The sequence below is a fragment of the Rheinheimera sp. genome (assembly GCF_030824435.1).
Taxonomy (GTDB): Bacteria; Pseudomonadota; Gammaproteobacteria; order Enterobacterales; family Alteromonadaceae; genus Pararheinheimera.
The window spans coordinates 1-20491 of sequence record NZ_JAVBXS010000098.1; the positions used below are offsets into that span (position 1 = coordinate 1).

22 protein-coding genes are annotated in these 20491 nt (G+C 46.9%); 13 read left to right on the forward strand and 9 right to left on the reverse strand.

The window, feature by feature from the left end; genetic code table 11:
* Window positions 1-45: 45 nt before the first annotated feature.
* Complete coding sequence (locus RCH83_RS16115; RefSeq protein WP_306523808.1) at window positions 46-1683, forward strand: response regulator; 1638 nt, start codon at window positions 46-48, stop codon at window positions 1681-1683.
* A 4-nt stretch (window positions 1684-1687) separates the two neighbouring features.
* On the opposite strand, the gene deoC is transcribed toward RCH83_RS16115, so the two are convergent.
* Window positions 1688-2419, reverse strand: coding sequence for a deoxyribose-phosphate aldolase (deoC, locus tag RCH83_RS16120; protein WP_306523809.1), 732 nt, complete (start codon window positions 2417-2419; stop codon window positions 1688-1690).
* 238 nt (window positions 2420-2657) lie between these two features.
* Window positions 2658-3365 carry a M48 family metallopeptidase gene (locus RCH83_RS16125; protein ID WP_306523810.1) on the reverse strand — a complete coding sequence of 236 codons (708 nt, stop codon included), beginning with the start codon at window positions 3363-3365 and terminating at the stop codon, window positions 2658-2660.
* Window positions 3366-3510: 145 nt separating this feature from the next.
* On the opposite strand from RCH83_RS16125, the gene xthA reads away from it, so the two are divergent.
* Window positions 3511-4320 carry an exodeoxyribonuclease III gene (xthA, locus tag RCH83_RS16130; protein ID WP_306523811.1) on the forward strand — a complete coding sequence of 270 codons (810 nt, stop codon included), beginning with the start codon at window positions 3511-3513 and terminating at the stop codon, window positions 4318-4320.
* An 85-nt stretch (window positions 4321-4405) separates the two neighbouring features.
* On the forward strand, window positions 4406-5041 hold the full coding sequence (locus RCH83_RS16135) for an energy-coupling factor ABC transporter permease (RefSeq protein WP_306523812.1): 636 nt from the start codon (window positions 4406-4408) through the stop codon (window positions 5039-5041).
* A 145-nt stretch (window positions 5042-5186) separates the two neighbouring features.
* Here RCH83_RS16135 and yfbV read toward each other — a convergent pair whose 3' ends face one another.
* On the reverse strand, window positions 5187-5633 hold the full coding sequence (gene yfbV, locus RCH83_RS16140; protein ID WP_306523813.1) for a terminus macrodomain insulation protein YfbV: 447 nt from the start codon (window positions 5631-5633) through the stop codon (window positions 5187-5189).
* Window positions 5634-6243: 610 nt separating this feature from the next.
* On the opposite strand from yfbV, the gene RCH83_RS16145 reads away from it, so the two are divergent.
* From RCH83_RS16145 to RCH83_RS16165, 5 genes are all read left to right on the forward strand, one after another.
* Window positions 6244-6777 carry a PTS glucose transporter subunit IIA gene (locus RCH83_RS16145; protein WP_306523814.1) on the forward strand — a complete coding sequence of 178 codons (534 nt, stop codon included), beginning with the start codon at window positions 6244-6246 and terminating at the stop codon, window positions 6775-6777.
* Between the two features lie 67 nt (window positions 6778-6844).
* Window positions 6845-7198, forward strand: coding sequence for an ArsC family reductase (locus RCH83_RS16150; RefSeq protein WP_306523815.1), 354 nt, complete (start codon window positions 6845-6847; stop codon window positions 7196-7198).
* 44 nt (window positions 7199-7242) lie between these two features.
* Window positions 7243-8373, forward strand: a complete 1131-nt coding sequence (dapE, locus tag RCH83_RS16155; protein ID WP_373689805.1) for a succinyl-diaminopimelate desuccinylase — start codon at window positions 7243-7245, stop codon at window positions 8371-8373.
* Window positions 8370-9059: a M15 family metallopeptidase gene (locus tag RCH83_RS16160; RefSeq protein WP_306523817.1), complete on the forward strand. Its 690-nt coding sequence runs from the start codon at window positions 8370-8372 to the stop codon at window positions 9057-9059. The genes dapE and RCH83_RS16160 overlap by 4 nt, the downstream gene beginning before the upstream one ends.
* Complete coding sequence (locus tag RCH83_RS16165; protein ID WP_306523818.1) at window positions 9056-9322, forward strand: hypothetical protein; 267 nt, start codon at window positions 9056-9058, stop codon at window positions 9320-9322. The genes RCH83_RS16160 and RCH83_RS16165 overlap by 4 nt, the downstream gene beginning before the upstream one ends.
* Window positions 9323-9436: 114 nt before the next feature.
* Here RCH83_RS16165 and yejK read toward each other — a convergent pair whose 3' ends face one another.
* Window positions 9437-10477 (reverse strand): nucleoid-associated protein YejK, encoded by a 1041-nt coding sequence (gene yejK / locus RCH83_RS16170; protein WP_306523819.1) that lies wholly within the window; start codon window positions 10475-10477, stop codon window positions 9437-9439.
* Window positions 10478-10547: 70 nt separating this feature from the next.
* Between yejK and RCH83_RS16175 the strand changes: the two genes are divergently transcribed.
* On the forward strand, window positions 10548-10772 hold the full coding sequence (locus RCH83_RS16175) for a DUF1414 domain-containing protein (RefSeq protein WP_306523820.1): 225 nt from the start codon (window positions 10548-10550) through the stop codon (window positions 10770-10772).
* A gap of 6 nt (window positions 10773-10778) precedes the next feature.
* Complete coding sequence (locus RCH83_RS16180; RefSeq protein ID WP_306523821.1) at window positions 10779-12296, forward strand: DUF3413 domain-containing protein; 1518 nt, start codon at window positions 10779-10781, stop codon at window positions 12294-12296.
* 27 nt (window positions 12297-12323) lie between these two features.
* Here RCH83_RS16180 and RCH83_RS16185 read toward each other — a convergent pair whose 3' ends face one another.
* Window positions 12324-12623 (reverse strand): hypothetical protein, encoded by a 300-nt coding sequence (locus RCH83_RS16185; RefSeq protein WP_306523822.1) that lies wholly within the window; start codon window positions 12621-12623, stop codon window positions 12324-12326.
* Window positions 12624-12868: 245 nt separating this feature from the next.
* Here RCH83_RS16185 and RCH83_RS16190 point away from each other — a divergent pair, with 245 nt between their 5' ends.
* The 3 genes from RCH83_RS16190 to RCH83_RS16200 all read left to right on the forward strand — a co-directional run bounded on the left by RCH83_RS16190 (window position 12869) and on the right by RCH83_RS16200 (window position 14565).
* Window positions 12869-13081 carry a DUF2061 domain-containing protein gene (locus tag RCH83_RS16190; protein WP_306523823.1) on the forward strand — a complete coding sequence of 71 codons (213 nt, stop codon included), beginning with the start codon at window positions 12869-12871 and terminating at the stop codon, window positions 13079-13081.
* A gap of 87 nt (window positions 13082-13168) precedes the next feature.
* Window positions 13169-13735, forward strand: a complete 567-nt coding sequence (locus tag RCH83_RS16195) for a YaeQ family protein (RefSeq protein ID WP_306523824.1) — start codon at window positions 13169-13171, stop codon at window positions 13733-13735.
* A 2-nt stretch (window positions 13736-13737) separates the two neighbouring features.
* Window positions 13738-14565 (forward strand): S1 RNA-binding domain-containing protein, encoded by an 828-nt coding sequence (locus tag RCH83_RS16200; protein ID WP_306523825.1) that lies wholly within the window; start codon window positions 13738-13740, stop codon window positions 14563-14565.
* Between the two features lie 105 nt (window positions 14566-14670).
* Here the strand turns inward: RCH83_RS16200 and RCH83_RS16205 are convergent, their stop codons facing one another.
* The 4 genes from RCH83_RS16205 to RCH83_RS16220 form a co-directional block, all read right to left on the reverse strand.
* Window positions 14671-17109, reverse strand: coding sequence for an EAL domain-containing protein (locus tag RCH83_RS16205; protein WP_306523826.1), 2439 nt, complete (start codon window positions 17107-17109; stop codon window positions 14671-14673).
* A 136-nt stretch (window positions 17110-17245) separates the two neighbouring features.
* Window positions 17246-18490 carry a cyclopropane-fatty-acyl-phospholipid synthase family protein gene (locus RCH83_RS16210; protein WP_306523827.1) on the reverse strand — a complete coding sequence of 415 codons (1245 nt, stop codon included), beginning with the start codon at window positions 18488-18490 and terminating at the stop codon, window positions 17246-17248.
* Window positions 18487-19236 (reverse strand): DUF1365 domain-containing protein, encoded by a 750-nt coding sequence (locus tag RCH83_RS16215; RefSeq protein ID WP_306523828.1) that lies wholly within the window; start codon window positions 19234-19236, stop codon window positions 18487-18489. The genes RCH83_RS16210 and RCH83_RS16215 overlap by 4 nt, the downstream gene beginning before the upstream one ends.
* Window positions 19236-20489: an NAD(P)/FAD-dependent oxidoreductase gene (locus tag RCH83_RS16220; RefSeq protein WP_306523829.1), complete on the reverse strand. Its 1254-nt coding sequence runs from the start codon at window positions 20487-20489 to the stop codon at window positions 19236-19238. The genes RCH83_RS16215 and RCH83_RS16220 overlap by 1 nt, the downstream gene beginning before the upstream one ends.
* Window positions 20490-20491 lie beyond the last annotated feature (2 nt).

Here is a 20491-nt window from a genome sequence, read left to right on the forward strand (position 1 = left end):
TTTGTTTCGCACAATCTAGTCAGGTTTTCGCGACCGGCGCTCTGCATGCACAAATTAAATTTGTCCGGACTTCAAATACTTGTAGTGGATGATCAACGCCCTTTTCAGGTGATGCTCAAAGGTATCCTGAAAAGTTTAGGTATGGTCAATATTCAGTTTGCCAGCAGCGGGGAACAGGCGCTCAGCCGCTGTGGCCAAACCGAATTTGATTTACTTTTTGTCGATTACAATCTGGGTGCCGGTAAAAATGGCCGCCAGTTGCTGGAAGACTTAAGGGAAAAACAACTACTGAAAGCCAGCGCTATTTTTATTATTGTCACAGGTGAAAACACCGTCACCATGGTGATGAGTGCCGTTGAAACCGAGCCTGATGATTACCTGATCAAACCTTTTTCGCAGAGCCTGCTGAAAACCCGTCTGTTAAAACTTCAACATAAAAAACAACATTTAGCCGCTTTATATGAAGCTTTGTACCTGCACCAAAGTGCTGAAGTGATTGTTGAATGTGAAAAGGAAATAGCCGCCAACGGCCGTTATGAACAATATTGCCGGCGGGTACTGGCCGAAACTTTATTAAACCAACAAAATTTTTCAGCATTGGAAAGCCTGCTGAGTGACAGCATGCAACAACGCCGGCCGACCTGGGCCTTGTTGTTAGAAGCCAAATTCCGCTTACAGCAACAAGACCATCAACGTTGTCTGGCGTTATGTGATGAAATTATTGAACTGAACCGGCTCTGTGCTCAGGCGCTGGACATCAAATGCAATTGCCAACTGGCACAAGGGGACACAGAAGGCGCCATGCAAAGTGTCACTCAGGCAATTTACATTGCACCTTTCCAGCTTGGCCGGCAGTATTTATTGCTAAAAGTTGCCCGTGAGGCGGCAAGCCCGATGGATATGGTGCAGGCAAGCAAACAAATTTACGAACTGACAAGGCGCACCGCCAAACAAGATGTCAGTCATCTTCTCAATTACATCAGAACCATGCTTGACGCTATTGTCAGTATCGACGAACCGGCCAAACGTAATAAATTACAACAAGAAACCCTGCTGCTACTGCACCGCAGCCAGAAAGATGAACTTTTACTTAAAGACGTTGATTTTGAAAGGTTTGAACAACTTTGTATGGCCAGGCTTGATGCCATTGAGGGGCGATACCATCAGGCGAAAAAAGCCGCAGACAAAATTTGTGACAGCATCAAAGGCACAGAGCCTGATGTGCCCGATTTGGTGATGTTATTAATTGATATCGGTGAGTTCGAAGGTGCCGACCATTTTTTGGCAATGCTCAGTGACAACAATTCGCAGGATCCGGTATTGGCACAAATGCTCAGCCAACATCAACTGCACTCTGAGGACAAACGTCAACAACTGACGGCTCTGAATAAAACCGGCATGGACAGGTATCAGGAAGGCAAATATCAGGAAGCCATGCAGCTGTTTGAACAGGCGCTACAAGTGGCGCCGGGTAACACCGGCGCTGCGCTGAATTTAATTCAGGCGATGCTGCAGGTACTGGAATCACAACAAAAACAAAAGTCGCTTGCGCTTTATCAGCGCTGCCGGCAAATTTTTAAAACCATTGAACAGGAACTGCTGATGGCGCACCACCAGCAACGTTTTGCCCAGTTACAACAGCAGTATCAGGGTTACCGGCAGGAGCTGAAACAAAGCAGCTGAGTAATTATGGCGTAAGCTGAGCCATCAATTCAGCCAGCAGCACACTGGCGCCAATACGCATCAGTTCAGGTTGCGCCAGACGCCCTGTTATTTCTTCATACATAGCAACCAGCTCCACTGCCTGCGCCAGGGTGCGCACACCACCTGATGCCTTAAAGCCAACAGGTTTTTTAGCTGCAGCTATTACTGTTAACATAATACGGGCAGCTTCCATAGTCACACCCACAGGCACTTTACCTGTGGATGATTTTACAAAATCAGCACCGCATTCAATGGCAAGTTCGGTCGCTTTGATAATTTGTTGTGGTGTGACCAGTTCGCCGGATTCAATAATAATTTTCAGGCAATGTGCACCACAGGCTTCGCGAACATCATATAAAAAACTTTTTACCCGACCGGTATCGCCGGCCAATAACGCCTGGTAAGGCAAGACACAGTCAATCTCATCGGCACCAAGCATCAACGCCTGCTGAATTTCCTGCACCACCATATCCGCTGCACAATTGCCGCTTGGGAAATTAACGACTGTTGCCAACCGGCTTTGTACACCCAGTTGCTGCAGACGCTCACGGCACTGTGTTAAAAAAGCCGGATATACACAAAATGCGGCTGGCAACTGTGCCGGCAACATATGAGCAGCTAACCAATCCGCCATGTCGGCACTGGTATCGTTGTCGGTTAAACGGGTCAGATCAAGCAATTTTAACAACTGCTGCAGTTTAAGTTGATTTGTCATTATTGAGGTCCTGGATCCGGGCCGGCTGTTTGCTGTTTTTGGAGTGCCGGCTTTTTACGTCTCTGAGTCGGGTGTGCGATTAAAACAGAAATAGTTGGCATAAATAAAGCCCTGCCACACAGAAATACCAACAAATAGCGGTGTTCAGTTGGGTGTACAAGCTCACACAACAGATCATTTTGCCTAAACTCAGAACAGACAACAGCTAAATATCAGTTTTCCCGGCCCCTTGTCCCCGTCAACACAAATCCAATAAATGCTGATGTTGTTTAAACCAGCCTTTGGCCTGCTGAAACTCTGGGTAAAACAACGCCACCCGTTGCCAAAACGCCGGTGAATGATCCATATGAGTTAAATGTGCCAGCTCGTGCACAACCACATAATCAGCGACCCAAGCAGGGGCCAACATCAGCCGCCAGTTAAAGCTGAGCAGACCTTTGCTGGTACAACTGCCCCACTTTCGCTGCCAGTTTTTAATCTGAATATCAGCCGGTTGCACCTGCATCTGCTGCTGCCAATAAAACACACGAGCAGTAAACCATTGTTGCGCCTGTTGCTGATACCAGCTCTTTAACAGATCAAGCTGTTTTTGCCGGCGACGCCCGGTACTGACCCGAGCCGACAATTGCAGCCACAGAGTCTGACCATCGCGACTGACTGCACTGACTTTATCGGTGACCACTTTTAGCTGTAGTTTTTCATCAAGCAACGGCAACAACGCACTCAGCAGATAATCCGGTGTCACAACACTTTGTTGTTGTGCTTTCAGATGGCGTTCTACCCAGTGCTGCTTTTGCAAAATAAAATGTTCAATTTGCTGTTTTGCCACGGCAACCGGGGCCAACACCGTCAGAGCGCCGTTTCGGATCTGCAACGCAACGCTACGACGACGTGCCGACCGCTTCAGTTGATAAGGCAAGGAAGTAAACTGGCAAATTTCAGACAACAGCAGCATTCCCGTTGGTTATCAAAGTGCCGCAGCATAACGGAAGCAACATAATTACAGCAAGTCCGGGACTTAGCAGCCTGTGGATCTTGATGGTATGATGCCAGACAAAGGCAATTCAGACTTGGGAAAGGTTTAGGCAAACATGAAAGTTATTTCTTTTAATATTAACGGGCTGCGTGCACGTCCACACCAACTGGCCGCTTTGGTAACAACACACCAGCCTGATTTTATCGGTCTGCAGGAAATTAAAGTCCATGATGATGAATTTCCGATGGATGAAGTAAAAACGCTGGGTTATTCGGTTTATCATTTTGGCCAAAAAGGCCATTATGGTGTGGCTATTCTCAGCAAAACGCCGGCAGACAATATGTTGTATGGTTTCCCCGGTGATGAAGCTGATGCTCAGCGCCGCATGTTGATTGGCCGCTGGACACTCCCTGATGGCCGTGTTTTTACCTTGCTCAACGGTTATTTCCCACAAGGTGAAAATCGTGACCACCCAACCAAATTTCCAGCCAAACAAAAATTCTACGCCGATTTAATGCATTACCTGCAACAAAATCACAGCCCTGATGATTTAGTGGCAGTGATTGGCGATATTAATATTTCACCCCTTGATCTGGATATTGGTATTGGTGAGCCCAATCGCAAACGTTGGTTAAAAGAAGGCAAATGTTCATTTTTACCGGAAGAGCGTGACATGCTGCAACGCCTGAAAGACTGGGGTCTGATTGATACTTTCCGCGCTTTACATCCGGAGCGCACCGAACGTTACAGCTGGTTTGATTATCGTTCCAAAGGTTTTGATGATAACAGAGGGCTGCGTATTGATGTGGTGATGGCAACAGCCCCCCTGGCCGCTTTATGTATCGAATCTGACGTAGACTATGATTTACGCGCTATGGAAAGACCATCAGACCATGCGCCTGTCTGGTCAACCTTTAAACTGTAAAAGCATAACCTTGTCACCTATGCTAACACTCTGTCCCACAAGCGTTGCGGGCAGAGTGATTTAAATTAAATCAGAGACTTCAATCATGTTCTGGCTACTGTGCTGGCTAATTCCTCTGTATTTTCTGACGCTGGACAAAAAGCTTTGTTTGTTGTGGCGCCAGGCACAGATCCGCCAGTTGTTTGCAGCAACCGGGCTTTGCCTGCTGGTGCTGTGGCAAATCAAAGCGCAGCTGCCTGATGGACCAGCCCTGCATTTTCTGGGGATCACCAGCGCCACTTTGCTGTTGGGGTTGCGTCTTAGTTTATTGTTGATCCCCGCAATTTTACTCACCACTGCCATCGCCACTTTATTGGTAGTGCCGGCCAAATTGGGCACAACAACACAGCAGCTCATTAACTGGACTGTTCTGACGGTGCTGGCGGTGCAAAGTTATCTGCAGTTGTGGCTGGTGAATAAATACTGTGGCAGACATCTGTTTGTGTATATTTTTCTGACGGCTTTTATCGGCTCAGCCTTGTGTACAGTGATGTTTGTCCTGCTGCAAAGCAGCGCGATATTGTTATTACAACCCGATGCAGCTTATGACTTTAATGCTTATCTGGTGATGTCGCCATTGCTGGCACTGCCGGAGGCGATTCTAAACGGTATGGCCATGACTTTATTGCTGGTGTACCGGCCTGAATGGGTGGCGACTTATCAGCCTGCCACACCGTCGTAACCAACAAAACTACATGCCCCCCAACAAGGCTACTCAAGGGAAACGGGCAATAAAACAAGCCTGACCTTGTATCTGCAAACACAGCATACACAAATTTGGCCTGTCACCTTGAAGGAGTCTTGTTATGGAGCTGACGAAAACCTTGTTACAGCCATTGCCGGATAAAGGTTTTATCCAGCTGCCGCACGGCCAGACTTAACAAAGTGGCCAAATCGGCATAACAGGGTTTAGCTGCAGGGCGTGGCACAGCAACCCCTTGGTGCTGCATTTTATCGGCAATCTCCAGATACCACTGCAACATGGCAGGTGGTAACACAGAATCAGCCCTTTTTCCGAGCCAATACCAACCCTGCAGTGGTAAAGACAACATAAACAAAGCACTGGCCAAAGCGGGAGCCAGATAACTTTGCCCCATCCACTGCAACTGCACAACCAGCGAAATCACACTGAGCGCGGGCAACAGCTGTTGCGCTCTTTTAGTCAGGCGAATAATTTGATTTTCCGGAAAGACACTGTTGAGCTCATTGACTAATGGCCAGGTCCGACTGTAAAGAACCCCATGTTGCAGGGTGGCAATTAAACTGCGCTGCATCTGAACCCCACGACCTATTGCATTGCCTTTTACCTTAGCATAACTGCAGCTTTGTCGGCCAGCTTGCGACTACAAAGCTGCATCAGATCAGAACCTGAAGCAGAGCTTTATCGGTACATACTGTAAGTTTTCCCGACAATAACTGCGGTTTCATTCGCAAAAGAGCTGGATAAATGCACAGTCGCTTTGATTGGCATCATTAAATTGCTATTTTTTGGCATCTTCACACGTTTTTACAAAAATGCTGATATAACAAAAAATATGCCATTCGCATTAAATGTTATTTTTTAATAAGTTACACATTCTAAACAGAGAAATACACAAAGTTGTCCACAGAATCTGTGGACAACTTTTTCCGAATAAACCCTGCCTCACAGCGTCATGCATCCGAATCTGACATCGAAAAACAACGGTTTCAGAAACTTTTCACCACCAAAACCAGTAAAATCACATTTTCTTTTTTGATGTTATAAAGACCAAACAACAGCGGCACAACGCATGCCGTGGTTTTTTGACTTGCTGCCAAACACGAAAAAAACCGAATTCTGCTAGCCTTTAACCTTGCTCTTTGGGTAGTATCAAGGGATTATTTTGTCGGAGAAACAACAGCATGCCGGTGCCTTTTTCCAAAATGCAGCAGACCACTGTGTTGCCTGCAACTCAGGGGCTGACTATTCAAAGCCCGGCAAGCGGTATGGTGATGCCTTTGTCACAAGCAACAGAGCCGGCAGCAGCTGCGGGTTATTTTGGTGAAGGCGTGATGTTATTGTTGCAAGGACATCAGCTAAAGGCGCCTTTTGCCGGTATTTGTATTCGTCAGGACCAGGCAGGACAACAACTCAGATTTTGCCATGCCAATGGTTTGCAGCTCGATATTCATTTTCCACCACAATGCCTGACGCAGCATGGCCGTGGTTTTGACTGGCAGATTGACAATAAAACAACGGTGACAGCAGGACAAACTGTGCTGCATTTTGATGTTGCCCTGCTCAGTCAGTGGGTGCAGCCGCTGTATTGTCTGATCACGCTGAAACAACACAGCAGATTTGGCAACATCTGGTATCGCAGTTGCTATCACGAAGTCTGGCAAGATCCATTATTTTTTGTCGAGTTAAGCGCTGCCGGCAGTGGCCATTCGGCCTGACTGGCATTCTGACACCAGAATTTTCAGGTGTCAGGCCACTTTATCAACGCCTGAAAAAGTAAACATCATGATTAAAATTTACGGCATTAAAAATTGTGACACCATGAAAAAAGCACGGGCTTTTTTAACCCAAGCCGGCGCTGAACATCAGTTTATCGACTACAGAGTGGACGGACTGAGCCGCGATTTATTACAACAATTTGTCGATGCTCTGGGTTGGCAGGCTCTGCTCAATAGCAAAGGCACCACCTACAGGGCTTTGCCTGAAACAGATAAAACCGATTTGACGGTAGAAAAAGCCATGGCACTGATGCTGGCGCAACCCGCTTTAATTAAAAGGCCGTTGCTTGATATCAACGGCAGTTTCCATCTTGGTTTTAAAGCCGAACAATATCAGCAGTTACTCACAGGTGCACAATGAACCCAAATAGTTTTTCCGGCACTGAAGTAACAACTTCCGCTGAACTGAGTCCGGTGGTGGCACTGACGGCAGAACTGATCCGCCGTGCTTCTGTCACCCCTGCTGACGAAGGCTGCCAGCAGCTGATGGCAGATCGTTTAAGCAAACTGGGTTTTCAGATTGAGTCGATGTTTTTTGAAGACACGTTAAATTTATGGGCGCGCCGTGGTCAGGGCAAACCGCTGTTTTGTTTTGCCGGTCACACCGATGTGGTGCCTACAGGGCCGCTGGAGCAATGGCATACGCCACCTTTTGAACCCACTATTATCGACGGCATGATGTATGGCCGTGGCACTGCCGATATGAAAGGCAGCCTGGCCGCCATGATAGTGGCCACTGAGCGCTTTTTAGCGAAAAAACCTGAGCTTACCGGCGATATCGCTTTTTTAATTACCAGCGATGAAGAAGGTCCTTTTATTAACGGCACCAAAAGAGTGATTGAAGTGCTGGAAGCCCGGCAGGAAAAAATCCGCTGGTGTTTAGTGGGTGAACCTTCCAGCACTAAAGCTGTGGGTGATGTGATTAAAAACGGCCGCCGTGGTTCATTAACGGGTTATCTGACCGTTTTGGGTGTGCAGGGCCATGTGGCTTATCCGCATCTGGTCAAAAACCCCATTCATCTGGCAGCACCTGCGCTGGCTGAACTCAGTCAGCAAGTTTGGGACCATGGCAATGCGTTTTTCCCGGCCACCAGTTTTCAGATTTCTAATATTCATGCCGGCACAGGCGCTACCAATGTGGTGCCTGGTGAAATGAGCCTCACCTTTAACTTCCGTTACAGCACAGAAGTGACGGCCGAGCAGCTGCAACAGCAAGTGCTCGCCATTTTGGATAAACATCAGCTCAACTACAAAATGGATTGGGTGTTAAACGGTCTGCCGTTTTTAACGGACAGTGGTGCTTTGGTGGCGGCAGCTGTTAAGGCTGTTGAACAAACCCAGGGTTTTACCCCATCGCTGGAAACTTCAGGCGGTACGTCCGATGGTCGTTTTATCGCGCCCACCGGGGCTCAGGTGCTGGAGCTTGGCCCTTGTAACGGCACTATTCATAAAATTAATGAATGTGTCAGCGTACAGGACCTCGAACTATTAACTGATATGTACGAACTCATGTTGCATGAGATGTTGTGCCAATGAACCTAGCCAGGCTGCTGACAGGCCTTGAGCCGCCGGATTTAGTTTCTGTAAGTGTTGAAAACCAGGCTTTGCAGCTGGAACGGCAAAGTGCGGCCGCTTTGGCAAAAATGCAACAAGCGGCCCGGCTGGATGGTATTGAGCTTGCGGTGGCATCTGCTTATCGCAGTTTTGACCGCCAGGCGGCCATCTGGAACGGCAAAATGTCGGGGCACAGAGCTGTGTATGATCAGCAGCAACAACAGCTTGATATTCAAAAGTTTACTGGTTTTGCCAAACTCGAGGCTGTGTTGTTATATTCGGCCTTGCCAGGTGCCAGCCGTCATCATTGGGGCACAGATCTGGATGTATTTGACGCTGCGGCTGTTGCTAGCAATTATCAGCTTCAGTTGCAGGAGGCTGAATATCAGGCCGGTGGGCCTTTTCACAAATTGGCGATGTGGCTTGCCCAATATGCCGGCGATTTTGGCTTTTTCCGGCCTTATCAACAATATCAGGGCGGCGTGGCAGCAGAGCCGTGGCACTTAAGTTACCAACCTTTGTCTGATTTTTATCTGCAACAATTTGAACTTCTAATGTTGCAACAAGCTATTGCACAAAGTTCTTTGACTGAAAAACCGTTGATTGAACAATATCTGCCGGACATTTTTCAGCGTTATGTATTAAATATTTGTAAGGAGGCTCTGTGAGCTGGACTTTTATCGGAATGTTATTGTTAGTGGTGGGTTTAATTGCCGCCAATCTGGCGCTGCTTAAACATGGCAGCAAAAAAAATCAACGTCCACTGAAACCAGGTAAACCGCAAAGCAGCAGCCAGCAACAGCAGCAAAAAGCGCAGGCCGCAGCGACAACAGCACCAGTGGTGGTACAAAACAGTGAAAAAACAACGCCGGACCAGGATGCCACTGCATCACAAAACAGCACTCAGGATAACGACCAGAGTCAGGTGTAATGATAGACCGGCATTGATTGGCCGGTTTTAGTCACAAACGCAGTGCACAAAGCCTCGCCTGCCAAAACGAATACGCTGTTTGCTGCGGCTTAACCACAGCAAACAGTGTCAGATTTAATCTTCTTTATTGCGGTCAAAACTGGAATAACCACGGATAAACTTCTGCAACTGGTCGCGCAAATTGGGTGGTGTGCCTTTAATGACCAGCACATCGCGCTCGGCGTCATATTGCACTCTATCACCCAGCAGTTTTTGCTCAAAACTCAGACTTAACCCGGCGCCGGCACCGGAAAATTTCACCAGCGTTTTTAACTCTTTTACATCGACGGGGAATTGCTCCGCCACCGGCAACTCACGTTCAGTACAATAACGGGCAAAAGCATGGTCATCTGAGCTGTCGACTGTTGCTGAAAGCTCCTGCAAAGTCACATCCTGACCCTGTTTGGCGCGTTCTTCACAATATTGATATACCTGCTTACGCACGTCATGTTTTTCCGCGCTGTCGTAATCGCCTTCGGCCAGATATTCTTCCACCGAAGCCAGCACCACTTTGCTGCTTTGTTTAGCGTCAACGCCTTCTTCACAACCTAAAAAGTCGAGGAAAAAGTCCGCCACTTTGCGCCCTGCTCTGCCGCGGATAAAACTGATGTATTTGCCCTGCTCAGGCGACATTTGATATTCAGTTAAATCCAGCCTTGCCGCCAGCTGCATGCGGGCAATATCCAGATGTTTGGCGCTGGACAGTTGTAAATCGGCCGACACTGAAAAATGCTCTTTGCTGCCCAAAAGTGCAATAAGCAGGTATTCGTTGGCCAGATAACGGTAATGACACAACATAAAATAACCGGTTTCCGGAATTTGATGTTTGGTTAGTTCCACCACCAACTGGCCAGTGGCGAGTTCAGCCAGACTGACAAAATTACGTTCTTGTTGTTGCCACTGATGAATAGCGTCACAAAACTCCGGATTTTTACCGCTGTTAAATGCTGCATAACCTTTGGCCGGTTTGCCGTTATAAGCTAAATGCAGCTGCTCCAGCAGCAAAGCCACTTGTTGGCTGACCGGCACCAGTTCCTGACGGAAATGCGCTGTTAACTGAGCAGATTCATTGGCTTCGATATAATTAATTGCCAGCAGGTGCACATCGACAGACATAAGTTTTCCTGTTTAAATGGATTTCTGTTAATATTCTACCTGTTTCATTCAGTTAATTTCAGAGTAATTCATGCCGATCCAATCCAAGTATTCCAACCAGCAAATCGAAACCCTTGTCAACATTCTGTTGGAAACCTTGCGGCAACAAAACGCCACCACCGAATTAAGTTTGATGTGCCTGGGTAATACCATCAGCCACATTATCAAAACAAATGTACCTGCCGCCCAACAGGGTGAAGTGGCCAAACACTTCAGTCAGGCGTTACAGGACGCCGTCAGCAGCAAGGCGCACTAACTTTTTATGGTGCTCGAGCAGAACCTGTCACTTGTCAATAAAATTGACCGGTTATTACGCTGGGGCCACTGGTTTACCTTTTTTAATGTATTGCTGGCCTTAGTGGTGACCGGCAGTTATTTTCTGGCCGATCCCTTACCACAATCTGCGATTGGCTGGATTTATCTGTTGTTCACCTGGTTGGGTCATACCGCTTTTATCTGTTTTTTGTTTTTTATCATCACTATATTTCCGGTCAGTCTGATTTTTCCTTATCAGCGCCATGTGCGGGGCTTGGCCGCTTCGCTTGCTACCGGCGGTTTTGTTGCACTTATTTTTGACGCTTATGTCTATCACAGCCTGGGGTATCACGCAGGCTCTGCTTCTTATGAACAAACCTTAGATTTATTACGCCAGCAGGTGGTGACCAATTTACGCAACTTTGTGTTAATCACTGCTGCAGTAGCGGCGCTGCTTTTATGGCTGCAACTGGTACTGAGTAACTTTTGCTGGAAAAAAATTGCCCGTTTAGGCCATTCTGGTGTTGGCAAACCGGCGCTGGTGTTGTTGCTTGGTAGTTTTGTATTCAGTCACTTGCTGCATATCTGGGGCGACGCCAGCCAAAACGATGCGATTACCCGTCAGGACAATATTCTGCCTTTTAGTTACCCGGCAACAGCCCGCACTATGCTGGCGCGTTATAACTTGCTGGAAACTTCAGCAAACGCCACTGAGCTGCAACAAAACTGGCTGCAGCCAGCGGCACTGCGGCAATTACCGGTGCAACTCAGCTGCGCCGCTGCCGCCAATACAGCGCCTGTGCATTTGATCCTGCTTAACAAGCTAACCACGGTACAACAGGCACAGCTGAAACAACTGGGCCTGCGGCCAATGAATACTCACTTTGCGCCAGTGGCCAAAACACAGGCTGTGGACAATTTGTTATACGCCGACATGGCGCAGAACGAAACACAAAAAGCACCGGACTGGCTCAAGCAGCTTCCTCCGGGTTATGTCGCTTTTTATGCCGGAAACAACTGGCAACAACAACTGCCCTGGCTAAAAACACAAAAAACATCCACAACAGCTTTGTTGCATTGGCATTTATTAGACAACGACGATGAACTGACACCATTGCTGCAGCAAGCGAACGACGGCCCTTTGCTGGTACTTGAGCTACAAGGCCAAAGTGATAAATTTGCGCTTGGTGCAGCTGCTTTTTGGTATCGTTGGCCACAGTTGCAACAGATGCGCATCAGCGACGTCACTCAACATCTGGATATTTTGCCAACCTTGCTGGCCGAGCTGGGTTGTTACAACCAGCAAAACTGGAGTGGCGATAATTTATTGCAGCCACAAAGCCAAACCAAACTAAATATTCTTAATAATCAGCTGTATAGCTTTCGCAAAGACAAAATGTTGGTAGTAGAAGAAGACGGTAGTTTTAGCGTCTGGTCGGCCGGCACTGCAGTACGGCTGGAGCAGCGGCTCGATTTACCTATGCTGACCGACGCACTGAAACGTTTACCTTCACAGCAACCCTAAAGGCTGTTAGCTGCTTTTTTAGCAAGCTTATTGCAGATTTTTACTGACTTTGGGCCGCACCACTCTTTTGCCGCTAAGCTCAAGCTCCGCCAGATGAAACAGGTTGGTAAACACTATCGCAGGCGCTTCTGCTGAAAAACGCTCTTTATAGGCCAGTGCTGCCTCTGCCATCAGCTGCGCCGCCAGCCGGTCATATTGGCTGTCACCGTCATAAGACAAAGGCTCCGCAAGCTCTGCTAAACCCAGCTCTTTTTGCCGGCGCATAAAATAATTCATTAAAAACTCATATTGTTTAACGTCGAGAAAATCGCGGCAATCCATACTCATTTTTAACAACCTTTGTGAGGGTCTGTAACCCCGGGAAAACCATCACGCAGCATAGTCACGGCGGGCGGATACATAAAAATGACGCCCTAAGCTAGTCACAACTGCACCTTTGTTATCGTTACAACACCAAAACAACTTCCCCATCCTGATTGATTTTTCCGATGATCTGAAACCAATAATAACGCTGGAAAACATAAATGCGAACAACTATCATTTGCGTATTAACCAGCTTTGGATGCCACATCATGTTAAAAACCCTGAGTTTTGCCATTATGCACTTTAGTATCGCTTTTACTGTGGCTTATTTACTCACCGGCGACATTATTGTTGGTGGCCTGGTAGCTTTGGTTGAACCTGCCGTCAATACAGTGGGTTATGTCTTTCATGAAAAAATCTGGCAGCGCCTGCAACAACGTAAGTTAGCACTGCAAAGCACCAACGCTATTTTCAAAGGCTGACATACCTTCAACCACAAAAAACGTTTACACTAGCGCCCTTTCCCAACCGTCACCCCAATTCAATCTGGGAAGCAGGATTTCTGGCGCATGGCCCTTAAAGCAACCATTTATAAAGCTGAACTCGCAATTGCCGATATGACACGGCACTATTATCAAACCCATAACCTGACGCTGGCACAACATCCGTCCGAAACCATAGAACGAATGATGTTACGTTTGGTGGCATTTACGCTTTGTGCTGACGAACGGTTGTTATTTGGCAAAGGTATTTCTGAAGACAGTGAACCTGATTTGTGGCAACACAACTTAAGTGGTGAAATTGAACTTTGGGTTGAACTGGGTTTACCGGACGAAAAACTGCTGCGCCGCGCCAGCCACAGAGCCAAACAAGGTTTAGTGCTCGCTTATGGTGGCACTGTGGTGGATAAATGGTGGAAAGACGTGCAAAAAGGCGCGCAGGAGCTGAACAACCTGACTGTGGTTGCGATAAAAGCAGACGAATCTGCCGCTCTTGCTACACTTTGTCAGCGCAGTATGCAGCTGCAATGTACCATTCAGGAAGGTCAGCTGTGGTTTGCTGACAATCAGCAGTCTGTTGTGATAAACCCTATCGTGCTCAAAGCTGCCACTTCCCCTCTTTTTACGTTGGAGTAATTATGTTTTTAGGCAAACTCAACACCTTAGTGATGAAAAAGCAGGTTGAATTTGGCGTGTATCTCGATGGCAAAAGTTGGGGTGACATTCTGTTACCACGCCGTTATGTACCCAAAGATCTGGATTTAGGCAGTTCAGTTGAAGTGTTTTTATATCTGGATTCTGAGGACCAGCTGATTGCCACCACCGAAAAACCTTTGGTGATGGTAGGCCAGGTGGCACAGTTAAAAGTAGTAGCAACCACCAAAGTGGGTGCTTTTTTAAACTGGGGTCTGAAAAAAGATTTGCTGGTGCCTTTTTCCGAACAGGCAGTACCAATGCAGCAGGATTACAGTTATCTGGTGTATTGTTATGTCGACCGCAGCAACCGTATTGTTGCTTCCAGCAAACTGGATAAATTTATTGGTAAAACCACACCGGTTTATCAGCGCGGTGATGAAGTAGAAATTCTGGTCACTGAACCTACAGATTTAGGTTACAAAGCTGTGGTTGATAACGAACACTGGGGTGTTTTGTATAAAGATCAGGTGTTTAAGCCGCTGCGTCGTGGTTACCGCTGTAAAGCTTATATTGGCAAAGTGCGGGACGATGGCAAAATTGATTTGCTGCTCGATAAACCTGGTTATGCCAAAACCATCAGTTTTGCTGAACAAATTATTGAAAAATTAACAGTGGCCGGCGGTGAATTGCCGCTGTCGGATAAAAGTGAACCTGAAGCAATTTATGCCGCTTTTGGTGTCAGTAAAAAAGTTTTTAAACAAGCCATTGGCGGTTTAATGAAAGAAGGCAAAATTGAGATTGAACCAAGCCGGATTTTGCTGAAAAAATAAAAAACCACCTCCATAGGAGGTGGTTTTAAATTGACAATAAAATCTTGCCAGCCCGGGCTCAGACCATATCACTGAGCCCGCAATCAGCTAAACCTGTCACATCTTTTATCTGAGCCAGGCGCTGGCTTCTTTGGCCGTTACCGCTTTGGCAAACCAATAACCCTGACCTGCATCACAACCAAGCTCTGACAATAATTTACGTTGCAGGCTGGTTTCAATACCTTCGGCAATGACTGTTAAAGAAAGGGTTTTTGCCAGGGTAATAATGGTATTCACTACGGCATTTTCCTGAATACGCGGCCTGATGCCGGCAATAAAACTGCGATCAATTTTTAACACATCCAATTGAAATTCATGCAGATAACTTAAGCTGGAATAACCGGTACCAAAGTCGTCCAGCAACACTTTGACACCTGCAGCCCTCAAACAATCAATACTCATTTTGGCCTGTGCCATTTTATCTATCAGGGCACTTTCGGTAATTTCAATCGCAAGATAAAAAGGCTGCACCCCGGCCTGCGCCAGCAATTCCAACACCTTGTGCGAAAAATCTGCGTCGGAGAAACTTCGGCCAGACACATTGACACTGACATAAAACGGGTTGGCAAAATCCAGCCGCCATGTCGCCAGTTGTTTTACAGCAGCCTGCACCACATACAAATCAATCTGCTGCAGCAAACCCAGCTCTTCTGCCAGCGGAATAAACTCATTTGGAAGCACCAAACCCCGCTCCGGATGTTGCCAGCGGATCAGCGCTTCAAAACCCAGGGTATGTTCCTGCGCCAAATCAACAATAGGCTGATAATACAAATCAAACTGATTTGTTTGCAGTGCCGCTTTTAATTCAGTCTCCAGCTGATAATGTGCTGTAGTAGCAAAATCCATTTCTGCACAAAACTGCCGCCAAATGCCCCTGCCATCTTGTTTTGCCTGATACATGGCAATATCGGCACGACGGATCAGCTCATCCGTATCCAACTGTTCGGTACTGACATCCGCAAAGGCAATACCAATACTGGTAGAGGTTTGCAGCTGGTGTTGTTTTAACACAAAAGGCTGCTGTAGCTGCGCCGCTATACGTTCCGCCACTTCAACCACATCAGCAAAACTCTGTACATCTTCCAGCAGAATGGCAAATTCATCACCACCAAGCCGCGCCAGCGTATCATTTTGTCGTAAACAACTTTTCAGGGCATGGCCAACCGCAATCAGAAATTCATCACCAACCTGATGCCCCAGGGTATCGTTGACCATCTTAAAACGGTCAAGATCCAGATACAGCACGGCCACCACTTTGTCCGGATACCTTAAACGGCGTTTAAAGGCATGATTAACCCTATCAATAAACAAAATACGGTTTGGCAAATTTGTCAGGGCGTCGTGCAGCGCCTGATGACGCAACCTTTGTTGTACAAAAGCACGTTCCAGCGCACTGGAAATATGCTGGGATACAAAGGTCAGCAGCTCTAAATCTTTTTGATCATAACTGATGCCAGGATCGTAACTTTGCACCACCACCACACCACGCACTGCATCACCGGAGCGAAACGGCACACCAAGCCAGCTTTCAGGTGCAGAGCCATAAGCTGTCACTTCTTTGGTGCGGTCAAATTCTTCCAGCATAGCCCTGTCCGCCAGTAAAGGCCGGTCGGTACGAAATACATAACCTGTTAAGCTGTTTGCCAGAATTTCTTTGGGGTAGATGGTGGTAGGGCTGATATGTTCAGTGGTATCAACAAAATACGGAAAATGCAGCACTTCATCCTGATCATCAAACAAAGCGATATAAAAGTTTGGTGCGTAAATTAATGAGCTGACGTTCTGATGGATATGCTGATAAAAGGCGGTAAAATCTTCGGCGTCATAACTTAATGAAGCAATATTAAACAAAGCTTTTTGGACCAGCTCGGCGTATTCCAGTTTTTGAATCGACTGTTCAAGTGCCGCCAGATCCTGCAACTTACGCAACCTGCTACTGAGAATAGAAGCAACATGCTCCAGAATTTGCTGATGTTGTTCATTAAAAAAATGCGCGTCCCACTGTTCACAGTCAATAACAGCTAATAATTCGCCTTGTTCTAATACCGGCACCGCCAGTTCAGACAAACGTTCAGACACGTCTTGCAAATAATACTGGCATTGCCGGGTATCGGGCACCAGAATGCTTGTCTGTTGCACCGCGCACTGGCCGACAATACCCTGGCCATAAGCCAGCATCCCCAGCCCCTGATGATGAGGTAAATCTCTAGACCCTACAGCAGCCACCCGCTGCAGGCTTTGTGTTGCAACGTCAGCGACAAAAATAGCGCAATCTTCGAAACCAAGTGCAGCCGCCACTTGTTGTGCAACAAAAGGGTAAATCTCAGCTGGCGTCATCAGCTCATTAAGCTGCAACGCCAGTTTATTAATAAGGTGCAAAATTGATGTTTCGCGTTGCAACTGCAGATTTTGTTGCAACAATTCGTGGCGCTGCTGCAACAACTCTTTATTTTGTTGCTGCAGCTGGCACACATCAGCAGGCTGTGCTGCAGACCATTCATCCATAGCGCAACTCATCGCGCTTTATCCATAACACAGATGCCATATTGCAGAACCACCTGTTCTGGTCCATTGGACCGAACTATTTGTTTAGCTTAAGAAAGTTATAACATAGTTCGGCTCCAATGGTAAATCAGCCGCCTCAAAGTGGTTGGCGGTGACCGGGTTTACTCAGCACCAGATGCACAGCACTGGTGGCGCGTTCTAAAAAACCACCTTCACAATAACAAAGGTAAAAATGCCAGAGCCGCACAAAACGATCGTCATAACCCAATTGATGCACAGCATCACGCGCCGCCATAAAATTACTGCACCAATCCGCTAAAGTGCGGGCGTAATCCAGACCAATATCCTGCACCTGACGTATTACCAGATCAGTGTGTTGCGCTGCGGCCTGAGTCATCCGGAACATGGAAGGCAGGCAACCGCCCGGGAACACAAACTTTTTAATAAAATCCACTTCCCGCCGGTAAAATTCATAACGTTGATCGGCAATGGTAATAGCCTGCAATAACATCAGACCGTCAGGTTTAAGCAGGCTTGAACACTTGGCAAAATAACCGTCCAGATATTCATGGCCAACGGCTTCAATCATTTCAATAGACACTAGTTTGTCGTACTGGCCACTAAGCTCTCTGTAATCTTGAAATAACAGGGTTATTTGCTGCTCTAACCCAGCAGCTTCGATTTGCGCTTTGGCATAATCATGTTGTTCCCGCGAAATGGTGGTGGTGGTCACCTTGCAGCCATAATTACGGGCGGCAAAAATGGCCAGACCGCCCCAGCCAGTGCCAATCTCCATCAGATGGTCACCAGATTTCAGCTGCAACTTGTCGCAAATTAATCTGAGTTTGTGTTGTTGCGCTTCTGCCAGGCTGCTGTCAGGCGTTGGATAAACCGCACTTGAATACATCATACTGGCGTCTAAAAACAGCTGATACATGCTGTTACCCAAGTCATAGTGGGCGGAAATATTCTTTTTTGATTGTGCTTTTGAGTTACGGTTACGCCAGTTTAATAATTTCAGCGCTGGTTTACTTAAACGCGCCCAGCCAGACTCAAGTTCATCTAACAACGCCATATTGCGGGCAAAAATCTGCACCAGCGCTGTCAGGTTATCAGTGCGCCAATGGCCTTCGATATAAGATTCTCCAGCACCAACCGAGCCTCCGAGCACCAGTTTTTGATAAAAGGCAGGGTCGACCACAGTTAAAGTAATACGCAAGTCGGCATGGGGATCACCCAGCAGTTGTTTGTCATGGTCTTCTACCAGTTCAATACAACCATGTTGTAATTTGGCCAGATAGCCCAGCATCAGATTACGGCAAATTTTGTCCAGTACGCCCAGATTGGCCAGCACCGACGAGTCTGCAAGTGAAAATGTCATAATGAAGGATCCTTAGGCTGCTGATGGCCATACACAGGTAATCTTTTAAACAAAAGTTTCAGCGCATGCCAATAAATTCGAAACACCACTTGTACGTTTTGCCAGGGCGTGTGGATCAGCTGCTGTTGCAGACTGGGTTTATTAAGTTCATGCCGGGTTAAATCCAGCCAGGCACTAAAAACACGCTCACCAAGCCGCCAGTTGCTGATGCTAAGCTGCAGCTCAGTTTCTGGCTGGTTGATTTTCCATTGATATTGCATATCCAGTGGATTAAAAGGCGACACATGGAAATTTTTATCATGGCAAAACTCAGTGTCACCTTCAGTCTGAAGCGGTATTAAATAATAATGTCGTTCATTCCAGGGTGTATTACTTACTTCTGCTAGTAAATACAAAGGCTTACCATCAGCATAACAGTAGTACAAATTGAGTGGACTGAAAAATACGTTGAAGTTTGCCAGCGGGCTTAATAAAAAAACCAGCTGCACTTCTTTGTCGCCCCCCAACGCTTTCACTTTGTCTTTCACCGCCTGCGCCAAATCATCTGCACCTTGCAGGTAATCCTTGCGTCTGAAACTCCAGGCGGCAAACTTTTCCAAACTTAAATAACGACCAAAAGACGAAAGAGAGTCAAGCTGTTGTAAATCAAGCCATAAATAACTGACGTCATAACCAAAATCATGAACTTCAGGCAAATACCTTTTGTGACCAACCCGGCCTTTATACCAGGCATGCCCTGCTTGCATCAGAACCTGACTCCAAGCAAAGCGGCCACATCAACAGCACTTCTGACGCCATCTTCATGAAAACCGTTATACCAATAAGCACCACAAAAATAGCTGCGGTTGTGGCCGTTTATTTCTGCACGGCGTTGTTGTGACAACATCGTAAAATGGTTATACACCGGATGGGCATAACAAAAAGTGCGTAATATGGCTTGTGGCTTAATACGATGATCTGCATTGAGTGAAACAACAAAAGTGTGTTCACTTTCAATGCCTTGCAGTATGTTCATATTGTAACTTAAGGTTGCTTTCTGGTTGGAACTATCATCCAGTAAATAATTCCAGGAAGCCCAGGCAGCACGGCGTTTGGGCAAAATACTGTGATCAGTATGTAGCGTCACCTGATTGTCCTGATAGGCAATACCACCGAGAATTTGTTGCTCTGCCAGGCTGGCATCGCCTAACAGTTTTAGCGCCTGATCGCTGTGACAAGCAAACACCACCTGATCAAATTGTTCAATACGACCATCCGGCAATTCAACTTCTACATAATCAGCAAAACGGCGCACGGCTTTGACAGGGCTTTGTAAGCGAATGCCTTCATCACCACATTGTTTTAACATGGCCTCAACGTAACTGCGTGAGCCACCTTTGATCACAGCCCACTGCGGCCGGTCTGTGATATTCAGCAAACCATGGTTTTTAAAAAACTGCAGGAAAAACCGCAGCGGAAAGTCGGGCATTTCAGTCAGGCCGGAAGACCAGATAGCAGCGCCCATCGGCAACAAATAATGATCACGCAGCTCTTTGCCAAAACCATGTTTTTGCAAAAAGTCGTCCATTTTCAGGTCAAGATCGGTATGGTCTTCGAGCAGCATTTGTTTTGCGGTGTTATTAAAACGCACTATTTGCCACAACATACGCCAGAACGATGGTCGCAGCAGATTGCGTTTTTGCGCAAACAAACTCCAGAGGGTATTGCCATTGTATTCCAGATTGGCTGACGGTTTTTTTACGGAAAAACTCATTTCAGTTGGTTGAAATGGCACCTTGAGTTCGGTCAAAAAGCGGTTAAACAACGGATAAGTCCAGTTATTAAACACAATAAAACCTGTGTCTATGGCGTAATTTTTCCCGGCAACTTCAACATCAACAGTGGCTGTGTGGCCACCCAGATAATCATTGGCTTCAAATAAGGTCACCTGGTGTTCACGCTTTAATAAATACCAGCTCATCATTCCGGCGATACCACCGCCTATTACTGCAATACGCATGT

Excerpts from the sequence above, each read along its gene's own strand:
- RCH83_RS16150 (WP_306523815.1), top strand. The coding sequence starts at position 6,845 with ATGATTAAAATTTACGGCATTAAAAATTGTGACACCATGAAAAAAGCA.
- RCH83_RS16195 (WP_306523824.1), top strand. The coding sequence starts at position 13,169 with ATGGCCCTTAAAGCAACCATTTATAAAGCTGAACTCGCAATTGCCGAT.
- RCH83_RS16180 (WP_306523821.1), top strand. The coding sequence starts at position 10,779 with ATGGTGCTCGAGCAGAACCTGTCACTTGTCAATAAAATTGACCGGTTA.
- RCH83_RS16190 (WP_306523823.1), top strand. The coding sequence starts at position 12,869 with ATGTTAAAAACCCTGAGTTTTGCCATTATGCACTTTAGTATCGCTTTT.
- RCH83_RS16175 (WP_306523820.1), top strand. The coding sequence starts at position 10,548 with ATGCCGATCCAATCCAAGTATTCCAACCAGCAAATCGAAACCCTTGTC.
- RCH83_RS16200 (WP_306523825.1), top strand. The coding sequence starts at position 13,738 with ATGTTTTTAGGCAAACTCAACACCTTAGTGATGAAAAAGCAGGTTGAA.
- RCH83_RS16135 (WP_306523812.1), top strand. The coding sequence starts at position 4,406 with ATGTTCTGGCTACTGTGCTGGCTAATTCCTCTGTATTTTCTGACGCTG.
- yejK (WP_306523819.1), bottom strand. The coding sequence starts at position 10,477 with ATGTCTGTCGATGTGCACCTGCTGGCAATTAATTATATCGAAGCCAAT.
- RCH83_RS16220 (WP_306523829.1), bottom strand. The coding sequence starts at position 20,489 with ATGCGTATTGCAGTAATAGGCGGTGGTATCGCCGGAATGATGAGCTGG.
- RCH83_RS16215 (WP_306523828.1), bottom strand. The coding sequence starts at position 19,236 with ATGCAAGCAGGGCATGCCTGGTATAAAGGCCGGGTTGGTCACAAAAGG.
- xthA (WP_306523811.1), top strand. The coding sequence starts at position 3,511 with ATGAAAGTTATTTCTTTTAATATTAACGGGCTGCGTGCACGTCCACAC.
- deoC (WP_306523809.1), bottom strand. The coding sequence starts at position 2,419 with ATGACAAATCAACTTAAACTGCAGCAGTTGTTAAAATTGCTTGATCTG.
- RCH83_RS16145 (WP_306523814.1), top strand. The coding sequence starts at position 6,244 with ATGCCGGTGCCTTTTTCCAAAATGCAGCAGACCACTGTGTTGCCTGCA.
- RCH83_RS16115 (WP_306523808.1), top strand. The coding sequence starts at position 46 with ATGCACAAATTAAATTTGTCCGGACTTCAAATACTTGTAGTGGATGAT.
- yfbV (WP_306523813.1), bottom strand. The coding sequence starts at position 5,633 with ATGCAGCGCAGTTTAATTGCCACCCTGCAACATGGGGTTCTTTACAGT.
- RCH83_RS16205 (WP_306523826.1), bottom strand. The coding sequence starts at position 17,109 with ATGGATGAATGGTCTGCAGCACAGCCTGCTGATGTGTGCCAGCTGCAG.
- RCH83_RS16185 (WP_306523822.1), bottom strand. The coding sequence starts at position 12,623 with ATGAGTATGGATTGCCGCGATTTTCTCGACGTTAAACAATATGAGTTT.
- RCH83_RS16210 (WP_306523827.1), bottom strand. The coding sequence starts at position 18,490 with ATGACATTTTCACTTGCAGACTCGTCGGTGCTGGCCAATCTGGGCGTA.
- RCH83_RS16160 (WP_306523817.1), top strand. The coding sequence starts at position 8,370 with ATGAACCTAGCCAGGCTGCTGACAGGCCTTGAGCCGCCGGATTTAGTT.